Origin of the sequence: Streptomyces sp. NPDC051105 (assembly GCF_040682795.1) — a bacterium.
Taxonomy (GTDB): domain Bacteria; phylum Actinomycetota; class Actinomycetes; order Streptomycetales; family Streptomycetaceae; genus Streptomyces.
The window spans coordinates 64,355-84,610 of the sequence record NZ_JBFBBR010000018.1; the positions used below are offsets into that span (position 1 = coordinate 64,355).

The 20,256-nt window shown below is 71.6% G+C and carries 15 protein-coding genes and 1 pseudogene; 6 read left to right on the plus strand and 10 right to left on the minus strand.

The window, feature by feature from the left end; all coding sequences use genetic code 11:
• Positions 1-28 precede the first annotated feature (28 nt).
• The 4 genes from AB0N16_RS34540 to AB0N16_RS34555 are packed head-to-tail and all read right to left on the minus strand — an operon-like array spanning position 29 to position 4,710.
• The gene (locus AB0N16_RS34540; protein WP_365803719.1) at positions 29-2,680 is read right to left on the minus strand and encodes an FtsX-like permease family protein; all 2,652 of its coding nucleotides are present in this window, start codon (positions 2,678-2,680) and stop codon (positions 29-31) included.
• Positions 2,677-3,348, minus strand: coding sequence for an ABC transporter ATP-binding protein (locus tag AB0N16_RS34545; RefSeq protein ID WP_365803722.1), 672 nt, complete (start codon positions 3,346-3,348; stop codon positions 2,677-2,679). Before AB0N16_RS34545 ends, AB0N16_RS34540 begins: the two co-directional genes overlap by 4 nt.
• A complete protein-coding gene (locus tag AB0N16_RS34550) occupies positions 3,335-4,069 on the minus strand; it encodes an ABC transporter ATP-binding protein (protein ID WP_365803724.1) in 735 nt (244 codons plus the stop codon). The genes AB0N16_RS34545 and AB0N16_RS34550 overlap by 14 nt, the downstream gene beginning before the upstream one ends.
• Positions 4,070-4,074: 5 nt before the next feature.
• The gene (locus AB0N16_RS34555) at positions 4,075-4,710 is read right to left on the minus strand and encodes a hypothetical protein (RefSeq protein WP_365803726.1); all 636 of its coding nucleotides are present in this window, start codon (positions 4,708-4,710) and stop codon (positions 4,075-4,077) included.
• Between the two features lie 154 nt (positions 4,711-4,864).
• On the opposite strand from AB0N16_RS34555, the gene AB0N16_RS34560 reads away from it, so the two are divergent.
• The 6 genes and pseudogenes from AB0N16_RS34560 (at position 4,865) to AB0N16_RS34585 (ending at position 13,676) form a co-directional block, all read left to right on the plus strand.
• Positions 4,865-6,187 (plus strand): HAMP domain-containing sensor histidine kinase, encoded by a 1,323-nt coding sequence (locus AB0N16_RS34560; RefSeq protein WP_365803728.1) that lies wholly within the window; start codon positions 4,865-4,867, stop codon positions 6,185-6,187.
• 227 nt (positions 6,188-6,414) lie between these two features.
• A pseudogene (locus tag AB0N16_RS34565) lies at positions 6,415-6,498 on the plus strand (DNA-binding response regulator); the annotation flags it as partial.
• Between the two features lie 410 nt (positions 6,499-6,908).
• On the plus strand, positions 6,909-8,687 hold the full coding sequence (locus AB0N16_RS34570) for a hypothetical protein (protein ID WP_365803730.1): 1,779 nt from the start codon (positions 6,909-6,911) through the stop codon (positions 8,685-8,687).
• Between the two features lie 836 nt (positions 8,688-9,523).
• Positions 9,524-11,545: a LodA/GoxA family CTQ-dependent oxidase gene (locus AB0N16_RS34575; protein ID WP_365803732.1), complete on the plus strand. Its 2,022-nt coding sequence runs from the start codon at positions 9,524-9,526 to the stop codon at positions 11,543-11,545.
• On the plus strand, positions 11,542-12,714 hold the full coding sequence (locus AB0N16_RS34580; protein WP_365803734.1) for an FAD-dependent monooxygenase: 1,173 nt from the start codon (positions 11,542-11,544) through the stop codon (positions 12,712-12,714). The genes AB0N16_RS34575 and AB0N16_RS34580 overlap by 4 nt, the downstream gene beginning before the upstream one ends.
• A gap of 362 nt (positions 12,715-13,076) precedes the next feature.
• Positions 13,077-13,676, plus strand: coding sequence for a hypothetical protein (locus AB0N16_RS34585; RefSeq protein ID WP_365803736.1), 600 nt, complete (start codon positions 13,077-13,079; stop codon positions 13,674-13,676).
• Here AB0N16_RS34585 and adh read toward each other — a convergent pair.
• From adh to AB0N16_RS34615, 6 genes are all read right to left on the minus strand, one after another.
• Positions 13,673-15,196 carry an aldehyde dehydrogenase gene (gene adh, locus AB0N16_RS34590; RefSeq protein ID WP_365803738.1) on the minus strand — a complete coding sequence of 508 codons (1,524 nt, stop codon included), beginning with the start codon at positions 15,194-15,196 and terminating at the stop codon, positions 13,673-13,675. The two genes, AB0N16_RS34585 and adh, sit on opposite strands and share 4 nt — an antisense overlap.
• A gap of 95 nt (positions 15,197-15,291) precedes the next feature.
• Complete coding sequence (locus AB0N16_RS34595; protein ID WP_365803740.1) at positions 15,292-16,584, minus strand: GAF domain-containing protein; 1,293 nt, start codon at positions 16,582-16,584, stop codon at positions 15,292-15,294.
• 42 nt (positions 16,585-16,626) lie between these two features.
• Positions 16,627-17,232 (minus strand): peptidoglycan recognition family protein, encoded by a 606-nt coding sequence (locus AB0N16_RS34600; protein WP_365803743.1) that lies wholly within the window; start codon positions 17,230-17,232, stop codon positions 16,627-16,629.
• Positions 17,233-17,280: 48 nt separating this feature from the next.
• A complete protein-coding gene (locus AB0N16_RS34605) occupies positions 17,281-18,294 on the minus strand; it encodes an acetamidase/formamidase family protein (protein ID WP_365803745.1) in 1,014 nt (337 codons plus the stop codon).
• Positions 18,291-18,872 carry a hypothetical protein gene (locus AB0N16_RS34610; RefSeq protein ID WP_365803747.1) on the minus strand — a complete coding sequence of 194 codons (582 nt, stop codon included), beginning with the start codon at positions 18,870-18,872 and terminating at the stop codon, positions 18,291-18,293. Before AB0N16_RS34610 ends, AB0N16_RS34605 begins: the two co-directional genes overlap by 4 nt.
• Before the next feature lie 158 nt (positions 18,873-19,030).
• Complete coding sequence (locus tag AB0N16_RS34615) at positions 19,031-20,239, minus strand: ROK family transcriptional regulator (RefSeq protein ID WP_365803749.1); 1,209 nt, start codon at positions 20,237-20,239, stop codon at positions 19,031-19,033.
• Positions 20,240-20,256: the final 17 nt, after the last annotated feature.

Here is a 20,256-nt window from a genome sequence, read left to right on the forward strand (position 1 = left end):
AGGGGCTCGTCGCCGGTGTACGCCGAGTTCACAGGTCCCGGAGCTCCTCCACGGCGGGGCGGTGGCTGCGGCGGCTGCCGTTGAGGGCCGCGGCGAGGATGGCGGCGAGGGCGGCTGCCCCGGTGAGCGCCAGATAGACACCGGGGATCGCCAGGGCCGCCGGCGGGGGATCGAAGACCCCGGTGAGGACCTTGACCAGCATCTCCGACAGGGCCCAGCCGATGAGGGCGCCGCCGGCCAGACCGCCGGCGGCCAGGAGCAGGGCCTCGGAGAGGACCATGCCGCGCAGGTGGCGTGGCTGGGCACCGAGGACGGTCGCGATGGCGAAGGTGCGGCGGCGTTCGGCGAGGCCGAGGGCGAGGACCAGGCCGCCGGATCCGGCGGCGAGCAGCACGGCGAAGGTGAGCTCGATGCGGGTGAGGCCGGCCAGGTCGACGGAGGTCAGGCTGGTGCCGACGGTGCCGCGGGTCTGGGTGAGGTCGGTGACGGTGGCCCGGGTGCCGACCTGCTTGCGCAGCTGGGTGGCGATCCGCTGCTGGTTCGTGCCACCGGTGTCGAGGAGGAAGGCCCCGACCGCGTCGCTCCCGGTGGCCTTGGCGACATAGGAGGCATTGGCGACGAAGAAGCTGTCCTTAGGGGCGGTGGGGAACTCTTTGGCGATGCCGGCGTAGTGGAAGGGCACCGTGCGCAGGGCCTTGGTGCGGGCGTCCTGGATGCGCAGGTTGAGGGTGTCGCCGGGGGAGAGCTGGAAGTCGTTGACGGTCTCGACGCTGACCAGGAGGTTGTCCGGGCGCTGCGCGAGGCGGCGCATCAGCTGGTGGGCGGTGCCGCCCGCGAAGTAGGCGTCCTGGAGGGAGGTGGCCTTGGCGATGGTGTCCGGTCGGACGCCGTAGAGGTCCTGAAGGTCGGAGCCGACGTAGGCGAAGCGGTGCTGGAGGGGTTCGACGTGCCGTACGCCGGAGAGCTTCAGGCTGTTCCCGGCGGTGGGTGGGACTTGGGTGCCGGGTGGTTCGGTGACCGTGACGTCGGCCCCGTTGGTCAGCCGGGCGTCGACCTCGGCCTGCTGGTGGTAGGTGGCGTTGAAGACGGCGGTGGAGATCGCGAAGGAGACGGCGAGGGCGAGCAGGACCACCGACCGGGCGAACGGGCGGCGGCGCCGGGCCAGGACGGCCGCGGTGGTGCCGGCCAGGGTCGCGGTCAGCGGCCGGACCAGCCGGGCCAGGGCGGGCCGGCCGTGGGCGAGGGCGAGCAGGGTGAGGCGCCACAGCAGCAGGGCCGCGCCGATCCACAGCAGGGCGGGGCCGAGGAAGGCCCAGTACGACACCGAGATGCTGGGCACACCCTCGGGCGCGAGGACGAGTGCGTACTGGTTGCCGGAGGAGGCGCGGAAGACCAGCCACGAGCCGATCAGGAGGGCGAAGTCCAGGCCGTAGCGCATCCACCAGGGCGACCGGGAGCGTCGCACGTCCTCCTGCTTGCGGGTGTCGGCGACGGTGACCGTGCGCAGGTCCCGCAGCGCGGGGACGAGGACGGCGCCTGCGGCCACCGCGGCTCCGAGGACGAAGGCGACCGCGTACCAGACGGACCAGGATCCCGCGCTCGCGCCGAAGGAGGCGGTGCCGAAGGCGAGGCGGCCGGTGAGGGCTGCGATGCCCAGTCCTGCCAGGCCGCCCACGAGGCCGATCAGGGCGGCCTCCAGCCCGGCGAGTGCGGTGATCTGGCGGGGCCGCAGCCCGCGCAGTCGTAGCAGCCCCTGTTCCTGACGGCGCCGTTCGCCGCCGGCCGAGGCGACTGCCGCCGTGAGCGCGGCAGCCAGCACCGCGCCCGGCAAGCCGAGGAAGAGGAAGAGGATCTGGGCGTACAGGGCGTCCTGGCGGGCGGAGTCGAGGGCGGCGCCGATGTTGTTGCCGACCAGGGCGGTGCCCGCGGAGCGGGCTTCCAGGTTGTGGGCGGCGCCGGTGACGGAGGTGTAGGCGGCGGCGGGATCGGAGGGCAGCCGGGTGTCGTCGCGGGCGGCGTGGATCTGGGTGGTGACGCCGGTGGCGCCGCGGGTCAGGGAGGCGAACTGGGCGGCGGGCAGCAGGACGACGTTGTCCGGGGGCGCGGTCGGCTGGGACTGGCTGGGGGCGCCGACGGTCTGGAAGAGGGAGTCGGCCTGGGGGAGGTCGACGACACCGTCCACCTTCACCTGGCGCAGTGCGGTACCGGGCAGTTGGATGCCGATGGTGTCGCCGGGGGCGGCGTGCAGGTTGGAGGCGGTCTGCTGGGCCAGCAGGACCCCGGTGGCGGAGCCGGAGAGTGTGCGGACGGCGTCGGGGAAGCGGGTGCGGTAGCCGTCGGGCAGGCCGAGGGCCATGCCGGGACCCGTGGTCTGGGTGCTGCCCTGCACGCGAGCGGTGAAGCCGTTGGTGTGTGCGAAGCCCACGGGCAGGGCGGCGCGGGTGCCCGGGGCCCTGCCCACCAGGGACAGGACCGAGGTGGGGTCGGCGCCGGATTGCACCTGGACCTGCCAGTCCACGGCGACCGAGCGCACAGCACGCTGGGTCATGGTCGCCTTCGACGCGGTGAGGAAGGAGCCGAGCGCGGCGACCAGGGCGACCGCGAGCGCGATGCCGGTCAGGGCGGCCAGGAGCCGTCCGGTGCGGTGGCGGGCCAGCCCGCGGGCCCATGCGGCGATCATGACACTTCCTCGGGTGCGAGAGGTGCGAGCAGCCGTCCGTCGCGCATGCCGCGCCGGACGGTGAGCCGGGCGGCGACGGCCGGGTCGTGGGTCGTGACGACAAGGGCCGCGCCGGTGTGGTCGGCGGCCGTCAACAGGGCGTCCAGGACGCGGGTGCCGGTGGCGTGGTCGAGGCGGCCGGTGGGCTCGTCGGCCAGGATCAGGCGGGGCGCCTGGGCCAGGACCCGGGCGGCGGCCACCCGCTGGGCCTGGCCGCCGGAGATCTCCTCGGGGAGCCGGTCGGCCAGGTCCGCGGCGTCCACGAGGGCGAGTGCCGCGAGCGCGCACAGTCGCGCCTCGCCCTCCGGACGATCGGTGAGGACCAGGGGAAGGGCGGTGTTCTCGGCCACGTTCAGGGCGGGGATCAGGCTGGCGCCCTGGAAGACCAGACCGGTGTCGTACGGCCCGAGGGAGGCGCCGCGGGTGACGGTGCCGCTGGTGGGCTGTTCGAGCCCCGCGAGCAGGTGCAGCAGCGAACTCTTGCCCGACCCCGAGGGACCGACGACCGCGAGCCGGTCCCCGGCCCGGATCTCCAGGTCGGCCCCGTGTACGGCCACCACCGACTCTACTCCCCGGCCGAAGGTCAGGGCCGCGTCCGCGCAGCCGACGAGCATCTCATCCGACGACATCGCGCGCCTCCCCGTGGTCTTGCGGCCGGGTGTCGGTGGCCTTCCCGTCCGTCAGGGTGATCACCCGGTCCGCGACGCGGACGGCTTCCCGGCTGTGCGTGACGATCAGCACCGCGCACCCCTCCGCGGCCCGCTCCCGCAGCATCGACAGGACCAACTGCTCCGTCTCTCCGTCCAGTTCACCGGTCGGCTCGTCCGCCAGCAGAACGGCGGGCGCGTTGGCCAGCGCCACGGCCAGCCCGGCCCGCGCCAGCTCTCCGCCGGACAACTGGCGCGGCAAGGCGTGCGCCCGGGTGGCCAGGCCCACCCGGGCCAGCAGTTCCTCGGCCGGTACGCGGGTCCTGCGTCCCTGCGCCCGCTGCGGCAGACGGACGTTGTCCCGCACACTCAGGTGCGGCAGCAGGTTGCGGGTCTGCAGCAGGACGCCGACGTGCCGGGCCCGCAGCCGGGCCCGCTCGGTCTCGGGCCGGTGGCTGATCCGTACGCCGTCGACGTGGACCTCCCCGCCGGAGGGCTCGTCGAGTCCGGCAAGGCACGCCAGCAGGGTCGACTTGCCGGCCCCGGACGGGCCCACGACCGCGACCGTCTCACCGCGCCGTACCTGCAGGGACACCCCGCGCAGCGCGAGTGTCTCCTCCTCCCCGGCCCGGTAGAAGCGGTACAGCTCGCGGGCCGTGAGGACGTCGTCGGAGCCGCCGCCGGTGTGTGTGCTGTCGGACATGGGGCTCACCGCCAGGTGAAGGAGTCGCTGACGGTGCGCCACGGGTCGACGTTGTCCGCCTTGACCGGTCCGGACAGGGTCAGGTCCACCTCGTGTCCCGCCCGGTAGAACGCGTACCGCTCGAAGGCGTCCCGCACCACCTTTCCGGTGACCGGGTCCTTCGCCGAGTCGCCCTGATAGGTGAGCAGCACCACCCGGCCGGCGTGCCGGGACACCTCACTCACCTTGGGCGCGGCGAACTTCGGTACCTGGGTGCGGAGTTGGGGTACGACCGTGTTGGTGACCGAGCCGACCGTGGGTGCGCCGGAGGCGGAAACCGCAGCGATCTTCACTGTGTTGAGTTTGTCGGTGAACGCGGTGGTGCCGCCCTGGCTCGTGCGGGCCCAGCCCTCGGGCACCTTCAGGGTGAAGCCGGTGAAGGATCCGCCGGTCGGCAGGTAATTGACGTACACCTGGTTGTCGGGGATGTCGCCGGGCGGGTTGGACTCGGTGGGCGCCGGCTTGTTCTGTCCGCTGACGGTGGTCGAACCGGACGCAGGGCTACCGGAGCCGGCGTGCGACCCGGAACCGGAACAGCCGGCGGTCACCGCCGCCACGACGCTCAGCCCGACGACGGCGTACGTCCTTGTGTGTGCTGCCATGGCCACTGCCCTCCAGGGGTGTCCTCGGACCGGACGGTCATGGCACCGACGCTAGGAAGCCGCCGGTTAACGCCCCGCTCGCCGAGGGTTAGACGACGGCAAAAGCGTGTGGCGCAGTGCATCCACCCAGGTGAAGGGCCCGCATGATGAGGGCATGAGACAGCGCGTGGTGCGAGTCGCCCTGACCGCCGCTCTGGTCGCCGTCGTCCTCCTCGCCGTCCCGCTGGCCCTGGCGATCAGGTCGTCCCTGTACGCCGACCAGCGCGACACCCTGGAACGGTCGGCCCTGGCCGCGGCCGTACACGTGAGCCCGGACTACGTGACGGGCGACCCGGTGGAACTGCCCGCGCCCCCGTCTGGCGGGCGTCTGGGCCTGTACGACCCTCAATTGCGACTGCGCGCGGGCAGCGGCCCCAGGTCTGGAGATACCCCGGTCCGGCAAGGCCTTGGCGGTGAGGTGGTACGGGGCCGGGCGGGCCCGGACCTCGTGGTGGCCGTACCCGTCTCCCACGCCGAGAAGGTGATCGGCGTCGTACGGGCCTCATCTCCCGCCGTTGCCGTACGGAACCGGGTCGCCGTCGCCTGGCTGCTGCTGCTCGGCGTGGCCGCGGTTGCGCTGACCGTCGCTGTCCTTGTCGCCCGCCGTCAGGCCCGGGCGCTGGCCGCGCCACTGGAGGACCTCTCCCGCCAGTGCCGGGCGGTGACCGAAGGCGACCTGAACGTACGGGCCGCCCGGAGCAGCGTCGCCGAGATCGACCAGGTCGCCCGCACCCACAACGAAATGCTGCACAGTCTTTCCGAACTCCTACGCCGCGAACGTGACTTCACAGCCAACGCCTCCCACCAGCTGCGCACCCCGCTCACCGGCCTGCAACTCGCCCTGGAGGCGGGCCTCGCCCAGGACGACGACGCCCGGCTGCGGCCCGTGCTGGCCGAGGCGCTGGCCACCACGCAACGCCTGCACCACACGGTGGAGGAGGTGCTGCGTCTGTCCCGCTCCGGAGAGATCGCTCGCCCCGCCGCCGGGACGGTCGCCGTACGACAGTTGCTGCGGGAGACGGAGGAACGATGGCACGGCCTCTTCGCCCAGGACGGCAGACGCCTGGAGTGCGCCCTCCAGGAGACACGGGCCGACATCCGGGTTCCGGGCGCGTCCGTCTCGGAGGTGCTCGGCATCCTGCTGGACAACGCCCGGGTGCACGGGCGTGGCACGGTCCGGGTGGCGGTGCGGGACCTGGAGGATGCCCTCGCCTTCGATGTGAGCGACGAGGGCGCCGTGACGGGCGAGTACTCCCGGCTCTTCGACCGCGGGCGCACCGGCGACGGGGAGGGAACGGGCATTGGCCTGGCTCTCGCCCGTGACCTGGCCGTCTCGCTCGGCGGCAGGCTCTCCCTGACCAACCGACACCCGGCCAGGTTCACCCTGCTCCTTCCCGTCGACCAGGATGAGACACAGAGGGCAGGGACACCGGGGTGAGACGGGCCGCGTACAGCGAAGCCACCCTGCCCTGATCGTTCAATGCACGACGCGGTAACGGTGCTCTGGACGTCCGGTGGCTCCATAGCGCAGTTCGAGCCGGACCATGCGCTCCTTGACCAGGTAGGAGAGATAACGCGCCGGGTGTCGTGGGCGGCGCGGGGGTGGGACAGGGTCAGGTAGCCGATCAGCGCGGCGCGCACCAGCGCGGCGAGGATCGCCGTGGCTTGACCACCTTCGGCCTCGGTGAATACGCGTCCGAGGGGCTGCGGGCGGGAGCCTGCGGATTCCTCCTCAAGGACGTGAGGCCACCGTCAGGACCCCCATCACGCGCATCCTGGCCAAGCTGCAACTCCGGGACCGGGTCCAAGTGGTGATATTCGCACGAACACCAGCTGCGCCCGCACGGAGTCTGGCCGCTCGCGCCCGCTGGGCGGCGGTAAGAGACGGACGCCTTTCCGGCGGGTGATTTCACGCAAACCGCTTACCGACTACTGTCTTGTAGACGTCACGTGAACTTTAGATGATCGAAACGGGGCGTCCGTTCGTCCCCGCCCTGAACGGCGGAAGCGTGACCTCCGCGCCGGGGCGGTCGGGCGAACCTCCGGCTCGGCGGAACCTCGCCGCCCAAACATACCTCTACATGATGTAGTGGATGACTCTCGGGTGGCCGACCACAGGTGGTTGCCGCCCGACGGAGGAGAGACAGAGGAGGCAGTCCTTGACTGACACCCATCGGGGCGGAATGGGCGTCGAGATCCGCCGTCGTACCGCGACGCACCTGGCGGCACCGCCCCCGACCCGGGCCCCAGCCCTCGCTGCCCCGGATGCCGGGCCCCAGCAATGGCACCGAGGCATGACCCTGGTGGCCACGATCAGCCTGTTCGTCGGCACGCGCGCCGCCTGGACCACCGCGATGGCGTCGAGCCCGCCGGTCGCCGCCGTCATCTCCGTCTGCTATGCCGCCATCCTCGTCTGCGCCGTCCTCAGCCTCCTCGTACGCGGCCGCCGGGCGCTGATCAGGGTCGACGCCGCCGTACTGGTCACCGCCGTCGCCCTGGTCATCTGCGGCTACCTGCTCGACCACGCCGGCACCGACGAAGCCGCGCTGACCTCCCAGGCCGCGAACCAGATCCTGCACGGCCGACCGGTCTACGGCCAACCGTGGCCCTGGTTGTTCACCACGCACGGCGTCGGGATCACCAAGACCATGTCCGGCGGCGCCGACTACACGTACGGCTATCCGCCGTTGACCGCCCTGCTGGCCGCACCGGTGCACGCCGTTCTCCATTCGGCGGCAGCCGCGACCCTGGTCCCCACCGTGGCGCTGCTGGCCTCCTCGGTCCTGCTGTGGTTCCTGCTGCCGGCGCCCTGGCGATCCGCCGGCACGGCCGTCTGTCTCGGCTTCGGTCTCCTGCCCCACTACGCCTACGCGGGCTACCCGGCCATCACGGCCCTCGCCCTGCTCATCCCCGTCGTGGTGCGCTGGCCCAGCACCGGCGAGGGCGGCCACCTCGGGCCAGGGGGCGTCCTGCGGGCGGCCTGTCTGGGCGCCGCCTGCGCCGCCCAGCAACTCGCCTGGTTCCTCACTCCGTTCCTCCTGATCGGCCTGTACGCCGTCCGACGCGGCGAACTCGGCCCCCGGCGCGCCCTGGCGGTCACCGCCCGCTACACGGCTACAGCCGCCCTCACCTGGTCCGCGGTCAACGCGTACTTCGCCGTCCAGGACTTCCCGGCCTGGCTGAACGGCATCCTGCTGCCGCTGGAGCAGAAGGCGATCCTGCACGGTCAGGGCGTGATGGGCATCTCCTACTACTTCACCGACGGCAGCAGCCGCCTCGACTACTACTCCTACGGCAGCCAGTTGCTCCTGCTCGGCCTGCTCGCGGCCACGCTGCTGTTCGTCCGACGGCTGGGCCCGGCCCTCACCGTCCTCCCGTGGGGCGTCTTCTACCTGGCCACGCGTTCCCAGGACGGCTACTTCCTGATGATGACCCCGCTGTGGCTGGCGGCCGCCGCCACCGTCCCGGCCGCCGCGTTCGCCACCGCCTGGCAGCCACGCCTGCCCCGCCTCGACGGCCGCCGTGCCAAGGCCGTCGTCGCGGCCGGGCTGCTCGCTCCCGCCCTCGCGTGCGTCGTGATCGCCGCGGCGAGCCCGCCGCCACTGCGCATGAGCCTCGCGCCGCACTTCGCCAGGCACGGGTCCCGTGTCGGTGTCACCACCATCGACGTCCGGGCCGTCAACACCACCGGCACGGCGCTTGAACCGCACTTCGCGAGCCGTACCGGCCAGGGCGCCTCCAACTGGTGGACGATCGCCTCGGGTCCCAGCGTGCTGGCCCCGCACGCCTCGGCCGACTACCGAGTGGAACCCGAGGGAGGTTTCCGCGCGATGCCCGGCGGCCACGGGCCAGGAACCTATCTCATCGCCGTCACCGGTACGCCGATGACGATCACGTCCGCCCACATTCCGGCCGCCACTTCCGGCACCGGCACATGATCCGAGCCTCCTCGCCGGCCCCTGCCGTGCGCGACGGTCGGTTGCTCCTGTGGTGAAACGGAGCTGGGATACGGGTGGGAGATATCGGGAATAAGGGCGTGTTTCGACTCCCCGCTTAGATGCGCGCCGAGATGCGCGCCGAGAAGGGCGCCTGCCGGGCATCTGGCCTGGGCAGGCGCCCTTCTTCTGCGTCCAGAAGAAGCCGAGCTTCTTCGGCGAGTACGACACCAGGAGGTTCTTCGTCTGATGGTGGTACAACGGCAGCGCATCGTCTGACCAGCGCAAACAGTGCTGCTCTCGGCTTTGGTGGCATCGCTGGCCCGGGAATGGCCCGGGCCCGGGCCGACGAAGGACGCCCGAGTGGCATCGATCGTTGGGAATGGCGTCGCTGCCGGTAACCGACATGCGCTCCATGTCTCACGCGTTTTCGGGAGGCGCGGGGTGACGGCCGAAGGCCAGGTCGCCTCCTTCCAGGCGGTGACGGCTGCTCGTCGCGCTCGGCGACCGCCGTACGGGCAGGAGACCCCCCGCAGCCGCACGTCCAGATGCGCACGTGCAGCGGCATACTCTCCGCGAGGGCGCCGGAGTGGGAGCACTGTTTAGACACTCCCCAGGAGTCGCGGCGGCCCCGAAAGCGACATACCGACGTACGCGCGGCGCGGCCCGGCGTGTGGGACGGCTGCCGGTCCTCCGCCCCCGGCCCCGCCCGCCGGGAGCGCCACCTCGGCGCCCCAGGATGCATCCGCACAGCTATTCGGTAATCTCGATGTTCGGCCGAAATCGCAAGATCTTACGTTTAGGATCGAACCGGCGGTCCCGCAACGGAAGGCTGTTCGATGGACGTTAAAATCGTGCAGGTGAAAATTCACCCTGCCATTGGTGTCGCCCGGGTCGGCAACAGCAAAGAAACACCCTTCATCGGCCCGGAATCACCGGACCAGAAACCTGCGGACCTCGGCTCGTACAAGGATGGATCCGGGGCGATCCGGAGGCAGGCCGCACGTTTCCGGGTGTACGGCTACAACGCCGCAGGGGAGGTTGTGCGGGAGCTGAAGCCGGGCGACGCGGGTGTTTCCGAGATCCAGTGGACAGTGCACCTGGCCAACAAGAAGGCCGCCTGGTACCAGTTCCATGTGCCGCTCGACATCCCCGAGGGCAAGACACTCGCGCCGGAGCAGTACGGCCGGCGAAACGCCGACGTCGTGGGCGCCGACCGGAAGAAGCTGGTCATCGACCCCGGAAGCCGCACCGTTCGCGGCTCGATGACCGAGACGCAGAAATTCGATTCCGGCAAGATCATGGACAAGGCGGTGTACCTCGGGGAGATTTCCACCCATTCCGACGGCCGCCTGCTGGTGCTCGGCGGAAGGGGAAACTCCGCCTCCTACAAGAGCAGCCCGATCACCGGAGTCGCGAACAACGACACCTGGTACGACGACGTGTCCGACGGCCCGGTGACGGCGAAGGTCCGTATCGACGGCACAGAACTGACCGCCACCCCCGCCTGGGTCGTGGTGGGACCCCCTCACTACGCCCCCGGCGTGAAATCCGTCCGCACCCTCTACGACCTGCTCTTCGATGTTTTCGTCAAGGCCGGTTCGCTGACCCGCCCGCCGCAGATTACGTTTGCCGACCATATTGAACCGATACTGCGCCGGTTGTGCGATCTGCAGTGGGTGAACCATGGTTTCGCCACGCAGTTCGGCTGGAACGGTCCCAACTTCTTCCTCTCCCCGGCGATGCGGAAGCGGCTGGCCGATCCTTCCCAGCGGAACCGGGAACTGCGCCGCCAGACATACGTCGCCCTGCGCGACTACGACCGCGACGGAACGTCCCCGGTGCCGTGGCCGTGGCTCTACGGCGACGCCATGGCCAGCAAGCCCAAGTCCGTGCGTCAGCACAGCAAACTGTCCCCGACCCAGGACTGGATGCTGAGTCGTTGGGCCGACGGCGCCTTCCAGACCGGACCGCTGCGGCAGCCCCGACCGGACGTGGACAGTGCCCCGGTCGCCGAGCAGCCGGGACTGCTGGACCGGGCCGCCCTGGAGAGCTGCGCGGCCGACGCATTCCACCCCGGGTGCGAAGTCACCTGGCCCATCAGGACCCCGAGCATGTTCAGCGCGCCCTTCCGCATCAAGCACCGAGCACCGAACACCGCGGAACCCGACTACGGGCCCACCCTCACCCCGCAGGAAGCGACGGCCGCGAACGGCCCGCTGTTCGCGCAAGGGCCCGGCGACCTCACCCGCTGGATGGCCGCTCCGTGGCAGGCGGACACCGCGAGCTGCCGCTCCGGCTACGAGGTGCTGGCCAATCTCGGGCCCCGCTACAGCCCGTACGTGCCGACCTTCTGGCCTGCCCAGGTGCCGAACCATGTGCTGAAGCTCGAGGACTTCGAGAAGGTCAACACGCCGTCGGCCGGTGGCGACGACAGTGCCCGCGAGCAGGCGTTCGAGCGGCGGGCGACCTGGCTGCGCGGCCTCACCGGCACCATGAACGAGCAGCGCGCACAGATGATCAAGGACTGGTCGAAGCTCGGCGTCATCGAGGTGCGCGACTACACCGTGGGCGACGGCAAGTTCCCCGAACGGATCCACGTGGAGTCGCGCCCGGGAGCACCGCTCGACCGGGCACCTGACACGGCGAACCTGGTCAACCTGCAGGTGCCCGAGGCAGGTCCGTCCGTGCTGGCCGCCGCAGGCGGAATCTGGCCAGCGGACAGGCACGCGCCCGAAACCGTCGAGGCCGACCATGTGGCACAGGCGGTCAGCGAGGCAGCGGAGGCGACCGGCTACCTCGAGGAGGAGATCGCCGCCGGATACCTCGAAAGACTCGACCCCTTCCACGAGGAGCGGTGAGCCCCGCACTGGCTCCGGGCGCGGAAACCTACGACGTGGTGGTGGCGGGCGGCGGCCCGGCCGGCTGCGCCGCCGCGATCGCACTCGCCGGGGCCGGCCGTACGGTTCTGCTGGCGGACGCCGGCACCGGGCCGCCGAAGGTCGGCGAGACACTCGTGCCCGCCGGGCGGGTCCTGCTCGGTGACCTCGGCGTCGCTGACCGTGTTCTCGGGTCCGGGCACCTGCCCTGCTACGGCAGTCTTTCGGCGTGGGGTTCGGCCGACTTGCACGCCGTGGACTTCATCAACGATCCGCATGGCCACGGCTGGCATCTCGACCGGCGGCTCTTCGACCGGCGACTGCGCGACGCCTCCCGCGCGTCGGGAGCCGAGGTCGCCGAGGGCACGGCCGTACGCGGCACGGCCCGGAGGCCGGACGGCGGTTGGACTCTGGCTCTGCGCGGCGGGACGGGCCCTGCCGATGCTCCTGGGGCGGGTGGGGAGCGCACGGTGTGCTGCCGCTGGGTGATCGACGCCACCGGCCGCGCTGCCGCGATCGCCGTCCGGTGTGGGGCCCGGCGGTGGGTCCGGGACCGGCTCGCAGCCCTTTACGCGCACCTGGAGACGGACCCGCGGGACACCGACCGCCGCTCCCTCGTCGAATCAGACAAGGACGGCTGGTGGTACACCGCCCCACAGCCCTCCGGCAGGCGCCTCGTCGCCTACTTCACCGACACCGACCTGTCTGCCGCCCCGTACACCGCGCGCCACTTTCACCGACGGTTGTCGGCCACCAGGCACGTGTCCCGGTGGACCCACAGGCACGGGCCCCCGCCTGCGCCACCAGTCGCGCCACGCCGGGCCGCCGCGCACACAGCGCACCTGGACCGGGTGTACGGGGACGGCTGGACCGCCGCAGGGGACGCGGCGATCGCCTTCGACCCGCTCTCCTCCCAGGGCGTCCTCACCGCCCTCTACACCGGGATGAGCGCGGGCCTGGCCGTCGACGCCCACCTGAGTCGTGTGCATCGCGGCGAGGACTCCGGCCTCGCCGCCTATGCGCACAAGGTCGAGGCCGCGCGGACTGCGTATCTGCGGGGCCACCGTCTCGTCCACGCCCAGGAAGCCCGCTGGATCCATCGCACCTTCTGGGCACGGCGCCTGGCCGACTTGCCCAAATCCCCCTTCTGAACGCAGTCGTAGCACCCGGTGACGGCCCGCCCACCGACCGAGGTGGTCCCTGGACATCGAAGTTCCGACTCGGATCGCCCCACCGGGTCGGGACACTTACCCGGCAGCACCCCGATCGCCGACCGGCTGGCAACTTGGCAAGACGACACTCTGACGGCAGCCTCCGGTGACCGGCGCCCGACTGTACGGCACGCCTGCCCCGCCGACCTGCCACGGATCGTCGAACCGGCCGCCGAGCACGCGGGCTTCGAACGCGCCTCCCCCGTCGGCTCCCGACCTCGCGTAACGGCTCGCGGCGCTGTGTACCGGGACCCATCGGCAGACGCACCGGGAAGCTGGTCATCGGGCGGCCGCCGGTCTGGGTGAAGCACGCGATCGTTCCTGCGATCAGCGGCAGGACGAGTCCGAAGGCGAGCAGGAGCAGGCTCGGGCCGCAGGGCCATCCGCTGACCGGCCGACGCCCGGGAGGTGGCCGAGCCGCGAACCGCCACTACCGGCTGCGCTCGCTGGCGCTGCTGACCGGACCCACCGCGCTCACCGAGGACTCCCGACTGCTGCCAGGCACCGCCTGGTTCGACGTCCTGGGTCGAACCGATCTGGCGGTGGTCTCCGCGCAGGAGACCGTACTGCAGGAGACCGTACTGGTGGGCGGCCACCACGATCCGGCGGTACGGGACCGGCGGATCGCCGCCGCCCCCGCCCGGCACTCCACGGCCGACTCCGACGACGAGCGGGTGGCACTGGCCGAGCAACTCGCCTGGCGTTCGCGCGCCGCACGCACCTCGTCCTCCAGCACGCCCCAGCCGTGTTCCAGCCGGCCGAACAGGTCCGCCCACTGCGTGCGGCCGGGGCCACCGCGTCCGAGCCCGTCCCGCAGCGTCCGCACCCACGGCCTGCGCCGCTCCCACTGCCGCGGCCTGGCAAAGACCCACGTCCAGCACGTGCTCACCGCGCTGACCTAGAAAAAGCCAAGTTTCTGAGGGCTGTAAGAACAGAGAATGTTCTTCGTCTGCTGGTAGTGGTCCAGCATCATCTTGTGGGTCTCGCGGCCGATCCCGGACTGCTTGTAGCCGCCGAACGCCGCGTGCGCCGGGTACGCGTGGTAGCAGTTCGTCCACACCCGGCCCGCCTGGATCGCGCGGCCCGCGCGGTACGCGGTGTTGGTGTCGCGGGTCCACACGCCCGCGCCGAGGCCGTACAGCGTGTCGTTGGCGACTTTGATGGCATCGTCGAAGTCGTCGAAGGACGTCACCGACACGACCGGGCCGAAGATCTCCTCCTGGAAGATCCGCATCCGGTTGTCGCCCTCGAAGATCGTCGGCTGGACGTAGTAGCCGCCCTTCAACTCGCCGTCGTACTCGACGCGTTCACCGCCCGTGAGGACCTTCGCCCCCTCCTGCCGGCCGATGTCCAGGTAGGAGAGGATCTTCTCGAGCTGGTCGTTGGATGCCTGCGCGCCGATCATCGTGTCGGTGTCGAGAGGGTGGCCCGGCTTGATCTGCTGGGTGCGGGCGACCGCCGCCGCCATGAACTCGGCGTAGTGGCCGCGCTGGACGAGCGCCCGGGACGGGCAGGTGCAGACCTCGCCCTGGTTGAGCGCGAACATCGTGAAGCCTTCGAGGGCCTTGTCGCGGAAGTCGTCGTCGTGCGCCCAGACGTCGTCGAAGAAGATGTTCGGGGACTTGCCGCCCAGCTCGAGGGTGACCGGCTTGATGTTCTCCGAGGCGTACTGCATGATCAGCCGCCCGGTGGTGGTCTCTCCGGTGAAGGCCACCTTCGCCACCCGCGGACTCGACGCCAGCGGCTTGCCCGCCTCCACGCCGAAGCCGTTGACGATGTTCACCACGCCCGGCGGCAGCAGGTCCGCGATCAGGCTCATCCAGTAGTGGAGGGAGGCGGGGGTCTGTTCGGCCGGCTTGATGATGACGGCGTTGCCGGCGGCCAGGGCCGGCGCCAGCTTCCACGTGGCCATCAGGATCGGGAAGTTCCAGGGGATGATCTGCGCCACGACCCCGAGCGGCTCATGGAAGTGGTACGCCACCGTGTCGTCGTCGATCTCGCTGAGCGAACCCTCCTGCGCGCGGATCGCCCCCGCGAAGTAGCGGAAGTGGTCGATGGCGAGCGGGATGTCCGCGGCCAGCGTCTCCCGCACCGGCTTGCCGTTCTCCCAGGTCTCGGCGACCGCGAGCGGTTCGAGGTGGGCCTCCATCCGGTCGGCGATCTTGAGGAGGATGTCGGAACGCTCCGCCACCGACGTACGGCCCCAGCCCGGCGCCGCCGCGTGCGCCGCGTCCAGCGCCCGCTCCACGTCCTCCGCGGTGCCCCGCGCGACCTCGGTGAACGGCTGACCGTTCACCGGCGACGGGTTCTCGAAGTACTGCCCCCGGGCCGGCGGCACGTACTCGCCGCCGATGAAGTGGTCGTAGCGCGCCTGGTAGGAGACGATCGCACCCTCGGTGCCGGGCGCCGCGAAACGGGTCATGCTGGCCTGCCTCCTTGCAGATGCGCTGCCCGCCGTTGGGCAGCTCCGGCGCGCAGGCTAGTGAAGCGGACGTTGCGCCCACGTTGCACCGCAGGTCAGCGAGCGGGCGCCGCCAACTCGGACTCCAGCGAGGTCAACCGGCTCCGTACGACCGCCGTCGGCCGCACCGCCGCGAGGGCCCGCCACACCTCGATGTCGTCCTCGCCCCACGCAGCGTGCGCCCAGTCCGCGAGCAGATCGGGGTCACGGCGCGCGATCAGCGCGGCCCGCAGACCGTCCGCCAGCCGCTGCCTGAGCAGTACGACCGCCGGCGCCTGCGAACCGGGCAGCAGCGGACCCGGGTACGCCGTCACGGCCGCCATCACCGCCCCCGCCTCCAGCCGCCGCTCGACGACCGTCGCGTCGGACTCGACCGGAGCGGTCAGCCGGTACGGCCGGGAGGCGAGCAGCCCGGGCCCCAGCAGCCGCCGCAGCCGGGCCAGTTCGGCCCGCAGCGTCACCGGCGTCACCGACTCGTCCTCGTAGAGCGCGCACAGCAACTCGTCGCCGGTCAGCCCCTCCGGATGGCGGGACAGCAGCACCAGCAGCTCGCTGTGCCGGCGGCCGAGCCTGATCCGGTGTCCGGCCAGCCGGAGTTCGGCCTCGTCACGGCCGAGGGCCGCCAGCGCGGGCGCCTCGTCGGCGGGCTTCGGCGGATCCAGCAGCGCCAGTTGCGACTCGGCTGCCCGCGCCACCGCCTGGACGAAGCCCAGACTGTGCGGATGCGCCAGCCGGTCGCCACCGGTGATGTCGACGGCGCCCAGCACCCGCCCGGTGCGCGGGTCGTGCACCGGCGCCGCCGCGCACGTCCACGGCTGCACCCGGCGGATGAAGTGCTCCGCCGCGAACACCTGCACCGGCCGGTCCACGGCCACCGCCGTCCCCGGCGCGTTGGTACCGACCGCGGTCTCCGACCAGCGCGCGCCCGGCACGAAGTTCATCCGGTCCGCCCGGCGCCGGGTCGCCGGATGCCCCTCCACCCACAGCAGCCTGCCGTCCGCGTCGCACACCGCCAGCAAATGCTCGCCGTCCGCCGCGAACGTGCCCATCAGCTCCCGGACCAGCGGCATCACCCTGGCCAGCGGATGCTCCGCCCGATAGCTCCCGAGGTCGCCGTCCGTCAGCTCCACCCGCGCCGCGCCGTCGGGTCCCACCCCGGCCCGCACCGAACGCCGCCACGACTCGGCCACCACCGACCGCACCGGGCGCGGCACGGTACCCGCCGTGGTGAAGGTCTCGTGCGCCCGGCGCAGCACCCGGACGCGCTCGGCAGGGTCGGCCCCCGGCTCCAGGGCCACCCACGGATCGGTCAACTCGGCCTCCCCGGACGGCGATGCGGCTGGGGACATCGTCACTCGGGGTGTTCGCGCCGACAACCGTTTCGACCGCTCTCACTCCGAGGACAGGCCGACCAGTCTCATGTAACGGACCCAGTCCCAGTACTTTCCCGGATCCGTATGGTCGGTCCCCGGCACCTCGACATGGCCGATGATGTGGTCGCGGTTCTTGGGGATGCCGTATCTGTCGCAGATCGACGCCGTCAGCCGCGCCGACTCCGCGTACAGGGCGTCGGTGAAGTACTCCGGCTTGTTCACCCAGCCCTCGTGCTCGATGCCGACACTGCGTGTGTTGTAGTCCCAGTTCCCCGCGTGCCAGGCGACATCCGACTCCCGGACGCACTGCGCCACATGGCCGTCGGCCGATCGCACCAGATAGTGCGCGGACACACGCTTCTTCGGGTTCTGGAAGATGGACAGCGTGCCGGCGTACGCCTGCTGTGTGACATGGATGATCACCCGGTCGATGTCGTACTCGTCGGGGCGCTGGGCCGAGGTGCGGTTCTCACTGCTCGCCGCCTGCCACTCGGCCTTCGGATAGTCGACGACTCCGGTCTGCGCGCCCGCGCGGCTCTCGGGGAGCAGCGCGTACGGGACGGCGGCGAGAGCCGCGCCCTTCAGGAGCCATCGCCTGGTGGGGAGCGGTCGTGCCCGGTCCATGGGTGAGGTGCCTTTCGGAAGCGTGCCTGAAGCCTGGGGGAGTCGCGGTCAGCTGCGCAGGGCCGCCGCGGTCTCGCGCAGCCGCGCGTGCAGTCCGCGGTAAGTCTCGCGCGCGGGCAGCCACTCCTTGCGGAGCTTGGCCACACACGTGTAGTTGGTGTCGCACACGTTGGCCAACGGTGATTCCACCGTCTGAGTCGCGTACTGGTAGGCGTCCAGTTCGGCGAATCCGTAGTCGCGCACCAGCCACTGCACCAGGTCGAGCTGCGATATCCGGAAGGCGTCCTCCAGCGGACGCGCCGACCCCGTCGAGACGATGTGCGTGTCCGACTCCAGCCGGGGCCAGGGCGTCGCGATCCCCTTCAGCAGCTCCACGATCACCACGGTGTTCATCGCGCACTCGACGGCCACCCCGCAGGTCTCGCCCTCGCCCTGCCGGGCGTGCCCGTCACCGAGACTGAGCAGCGCGCCCTCGACGTTCACCCCGAGATAGCAGGTGACACCCGCCCGCATCTCGGGCGTGTCCATGTTCCCGCCGTGCGCGTCGGGCACCAGGGCCGAGCGGACCTCCAGGTTGGCTGGGGCCACGCCGACCGTTCCGTGCATCGGGTCCAGCGGCAGCTCCAGCTCGATGTCGCCCTCGTGGGCCCGGAACAGGGCGGTGCGCCGGGTCCGGTCCAGCTGCCAGATCCAGACCTTTTCCGGGAGCGGCTGCTGCAGGGTGGCCGTGGTGTGCGTCGAGGTGAGCGCGCCGAACAGGGGGACCGTCGTGGAGGCCGCCCAGTCCCGCGCCGGTTCGATGGACACGAAGTGCACGGCGACGGTGTCCCCGGGCTCCGCGCCCTCGATGTGGAAGGGCCCGGTCTGCGGGTTGAGGAACGGGAACTCGCACACCTCCGACACCAGGTCCTTCTCGGACCGCACCCGTCCGGCGAAGCAGTCCTCCGTGTACAGGTCGAGCACCGTGCCGGGGGTGATCCGCGCCACCGGCGGCGCTCCGCCGAACGTCCACGCGTATTCGCCCGGTCCGGGCCGGACGGTGAGGACGAGAGGGTCGGTCATCGCGGGAGGTCTCCGTTCCGCCGGTCGACGGCGTCTGTTCGGTCGTCGCCTTCTTCAAGATGGACAAGCGCCGTCTCGGCTATGCGCTCGGGGTGACGGCGTATCAGCACCAGCAGCACGACCACTCCGACCGCCATCCAGACGCCGACCACCGGACCGGCGTACGACACCGGGGCGGTCAGCTCCGTCACGAAGTCGAAGGCGGGCAGACCGGCCGCGGTGAGCAGGGCGGGCACGAAGGCCACGATGCCCAGCAGCGGGAAGAGCAGATGCCGTACCGGTTGGAGGAACCCCACGGCCGGATGCAGCCCCCGCGCCGCATACGTGGCCACGAAGCCCGCCGCCGGTAATTCCCGAGCCGGCTCGGCCACCCAGGACGCGGTGAACAGACAGGCCACCAGGGCGATCACCACCGCCAGCGGCAGACTGCCCCCGGCGAAGGCCGCCCCTGACGGAATGGACGCGGCGACGGCGGCGGCAGGCGCCATCGCCGTGACGCTCTGGAACAGAACCTCCCGCAGCCCGACCGCGTCCCGCCGCAGCCCTGCGGCCGCTCCTCCGGCCATCTCCTCAGCCATACACACCCCCCGACGTGCGTGAACCCATCGGTCCCACGGACCGCTTCGCGTGAATCACGGTACGGCGCTTGCGGGTTGGGCAGAAGAGCGCCGAGTGATTCCGTGGACGGGGCGGCGGTTGTGGAAAACCTCGCCATCCGAACGGGTGAGGCCGGCCCTCAGACCCGTTTCGCCACCGTCGCCGGATCGTCCAGTACGGCGCGGATCACCGAGTGGGCGGCGCCCAGGAGGGGGCCCTCGGAGCCGAGGCGGGAGACGGTGACCGGACAGGCCGGGCCGGTCGTGCGGTCGGCCAGTTCGGTCTGCAGGGAGGGGAGGAGCCACGGAGCGAGTCCGGCCAGCGCGCCGCCCAGGACCACCGACTCGGGGTCGAGGAGATTGACGGCGCCGGTCAGGGCGATGCCCAGAGCCGTACCGGCGTCGCGCAGGGCACGCCGTACTCCCTCGTGGTCCTCGCCCGCCCGCTGCGCGAGCAGGCCCACCGCGTCCTCGCGAGGCTCGAGACCGGCCGCACGCAGCACCGCCTCCTCGCCGGCGTACTGCTCCAGGCAGCCGCGTCCACCGCAGGCACAGTGCGGCCCGTCGGGGTGGACCGGTACATGGCCGAGCTCGCCCGCGAAACCCCGCTTCCCGCGCAGCAACTGACCGTCCACGACGACCGCGGCGCCGATACCGATCTCCGCGGACACATGCAGGAAATCCGGTGGGGTGGCGTCGCCGAGCCACAGCTCCGCCAGGGCGCCGAAGTTGGCCTCGTTGTCGACCGTCAGCGGCAGGTCTGCGGGCAGCAGCGAGCCGAGATCGGTGTCGTGCCAGTCGAGGTTCGGGGCATGGACGACCGTGCGCCCGTCACGGGCCACCAGGCCGGGGACGGCGACCGCGAGCCCGGCCGGCCACAGGCCTTCCCGCTCCGCGTCCGTCACGACCCGCCTGACCAGCGCGGTCAGCTCCTCGACCACCGGCTGCGGCGCCCGGCCCCGGTTGCCGCCGTGCCGCACGGCACGCGCGCGTACCTCGCCGCGGAGATCCATCGCGCATACGGCGAGATGGTCGACCCCGACCTCCGCGCCGATACCGGCCGGGCCGCGCCCGCTCACCGCGAGCGCCGAGCCCGGCCGTCCGACGCGGCTGGGCCGCTCGGGGCCCAGTTCCTCCAGGAGTCCCCAGCGGATCAGCTCGTCGACGAGGGTCGACACGGCCGCTCTGGTGAGGCCGATGCGGGAGGCCACCGCGGCCCGCGACAGCGAGCCCTCCGCACTGACCGCGTGCATCACGCGCGCGAGGTTGCGCCGGCGCATGCCCTGCTGGGTGTCCGGCAGGGCACGGCCGGTCGCCGTCGGGCGGGCCTCGTGCAGCGGTGCGGTCATGCCTTGATCAATCCTCA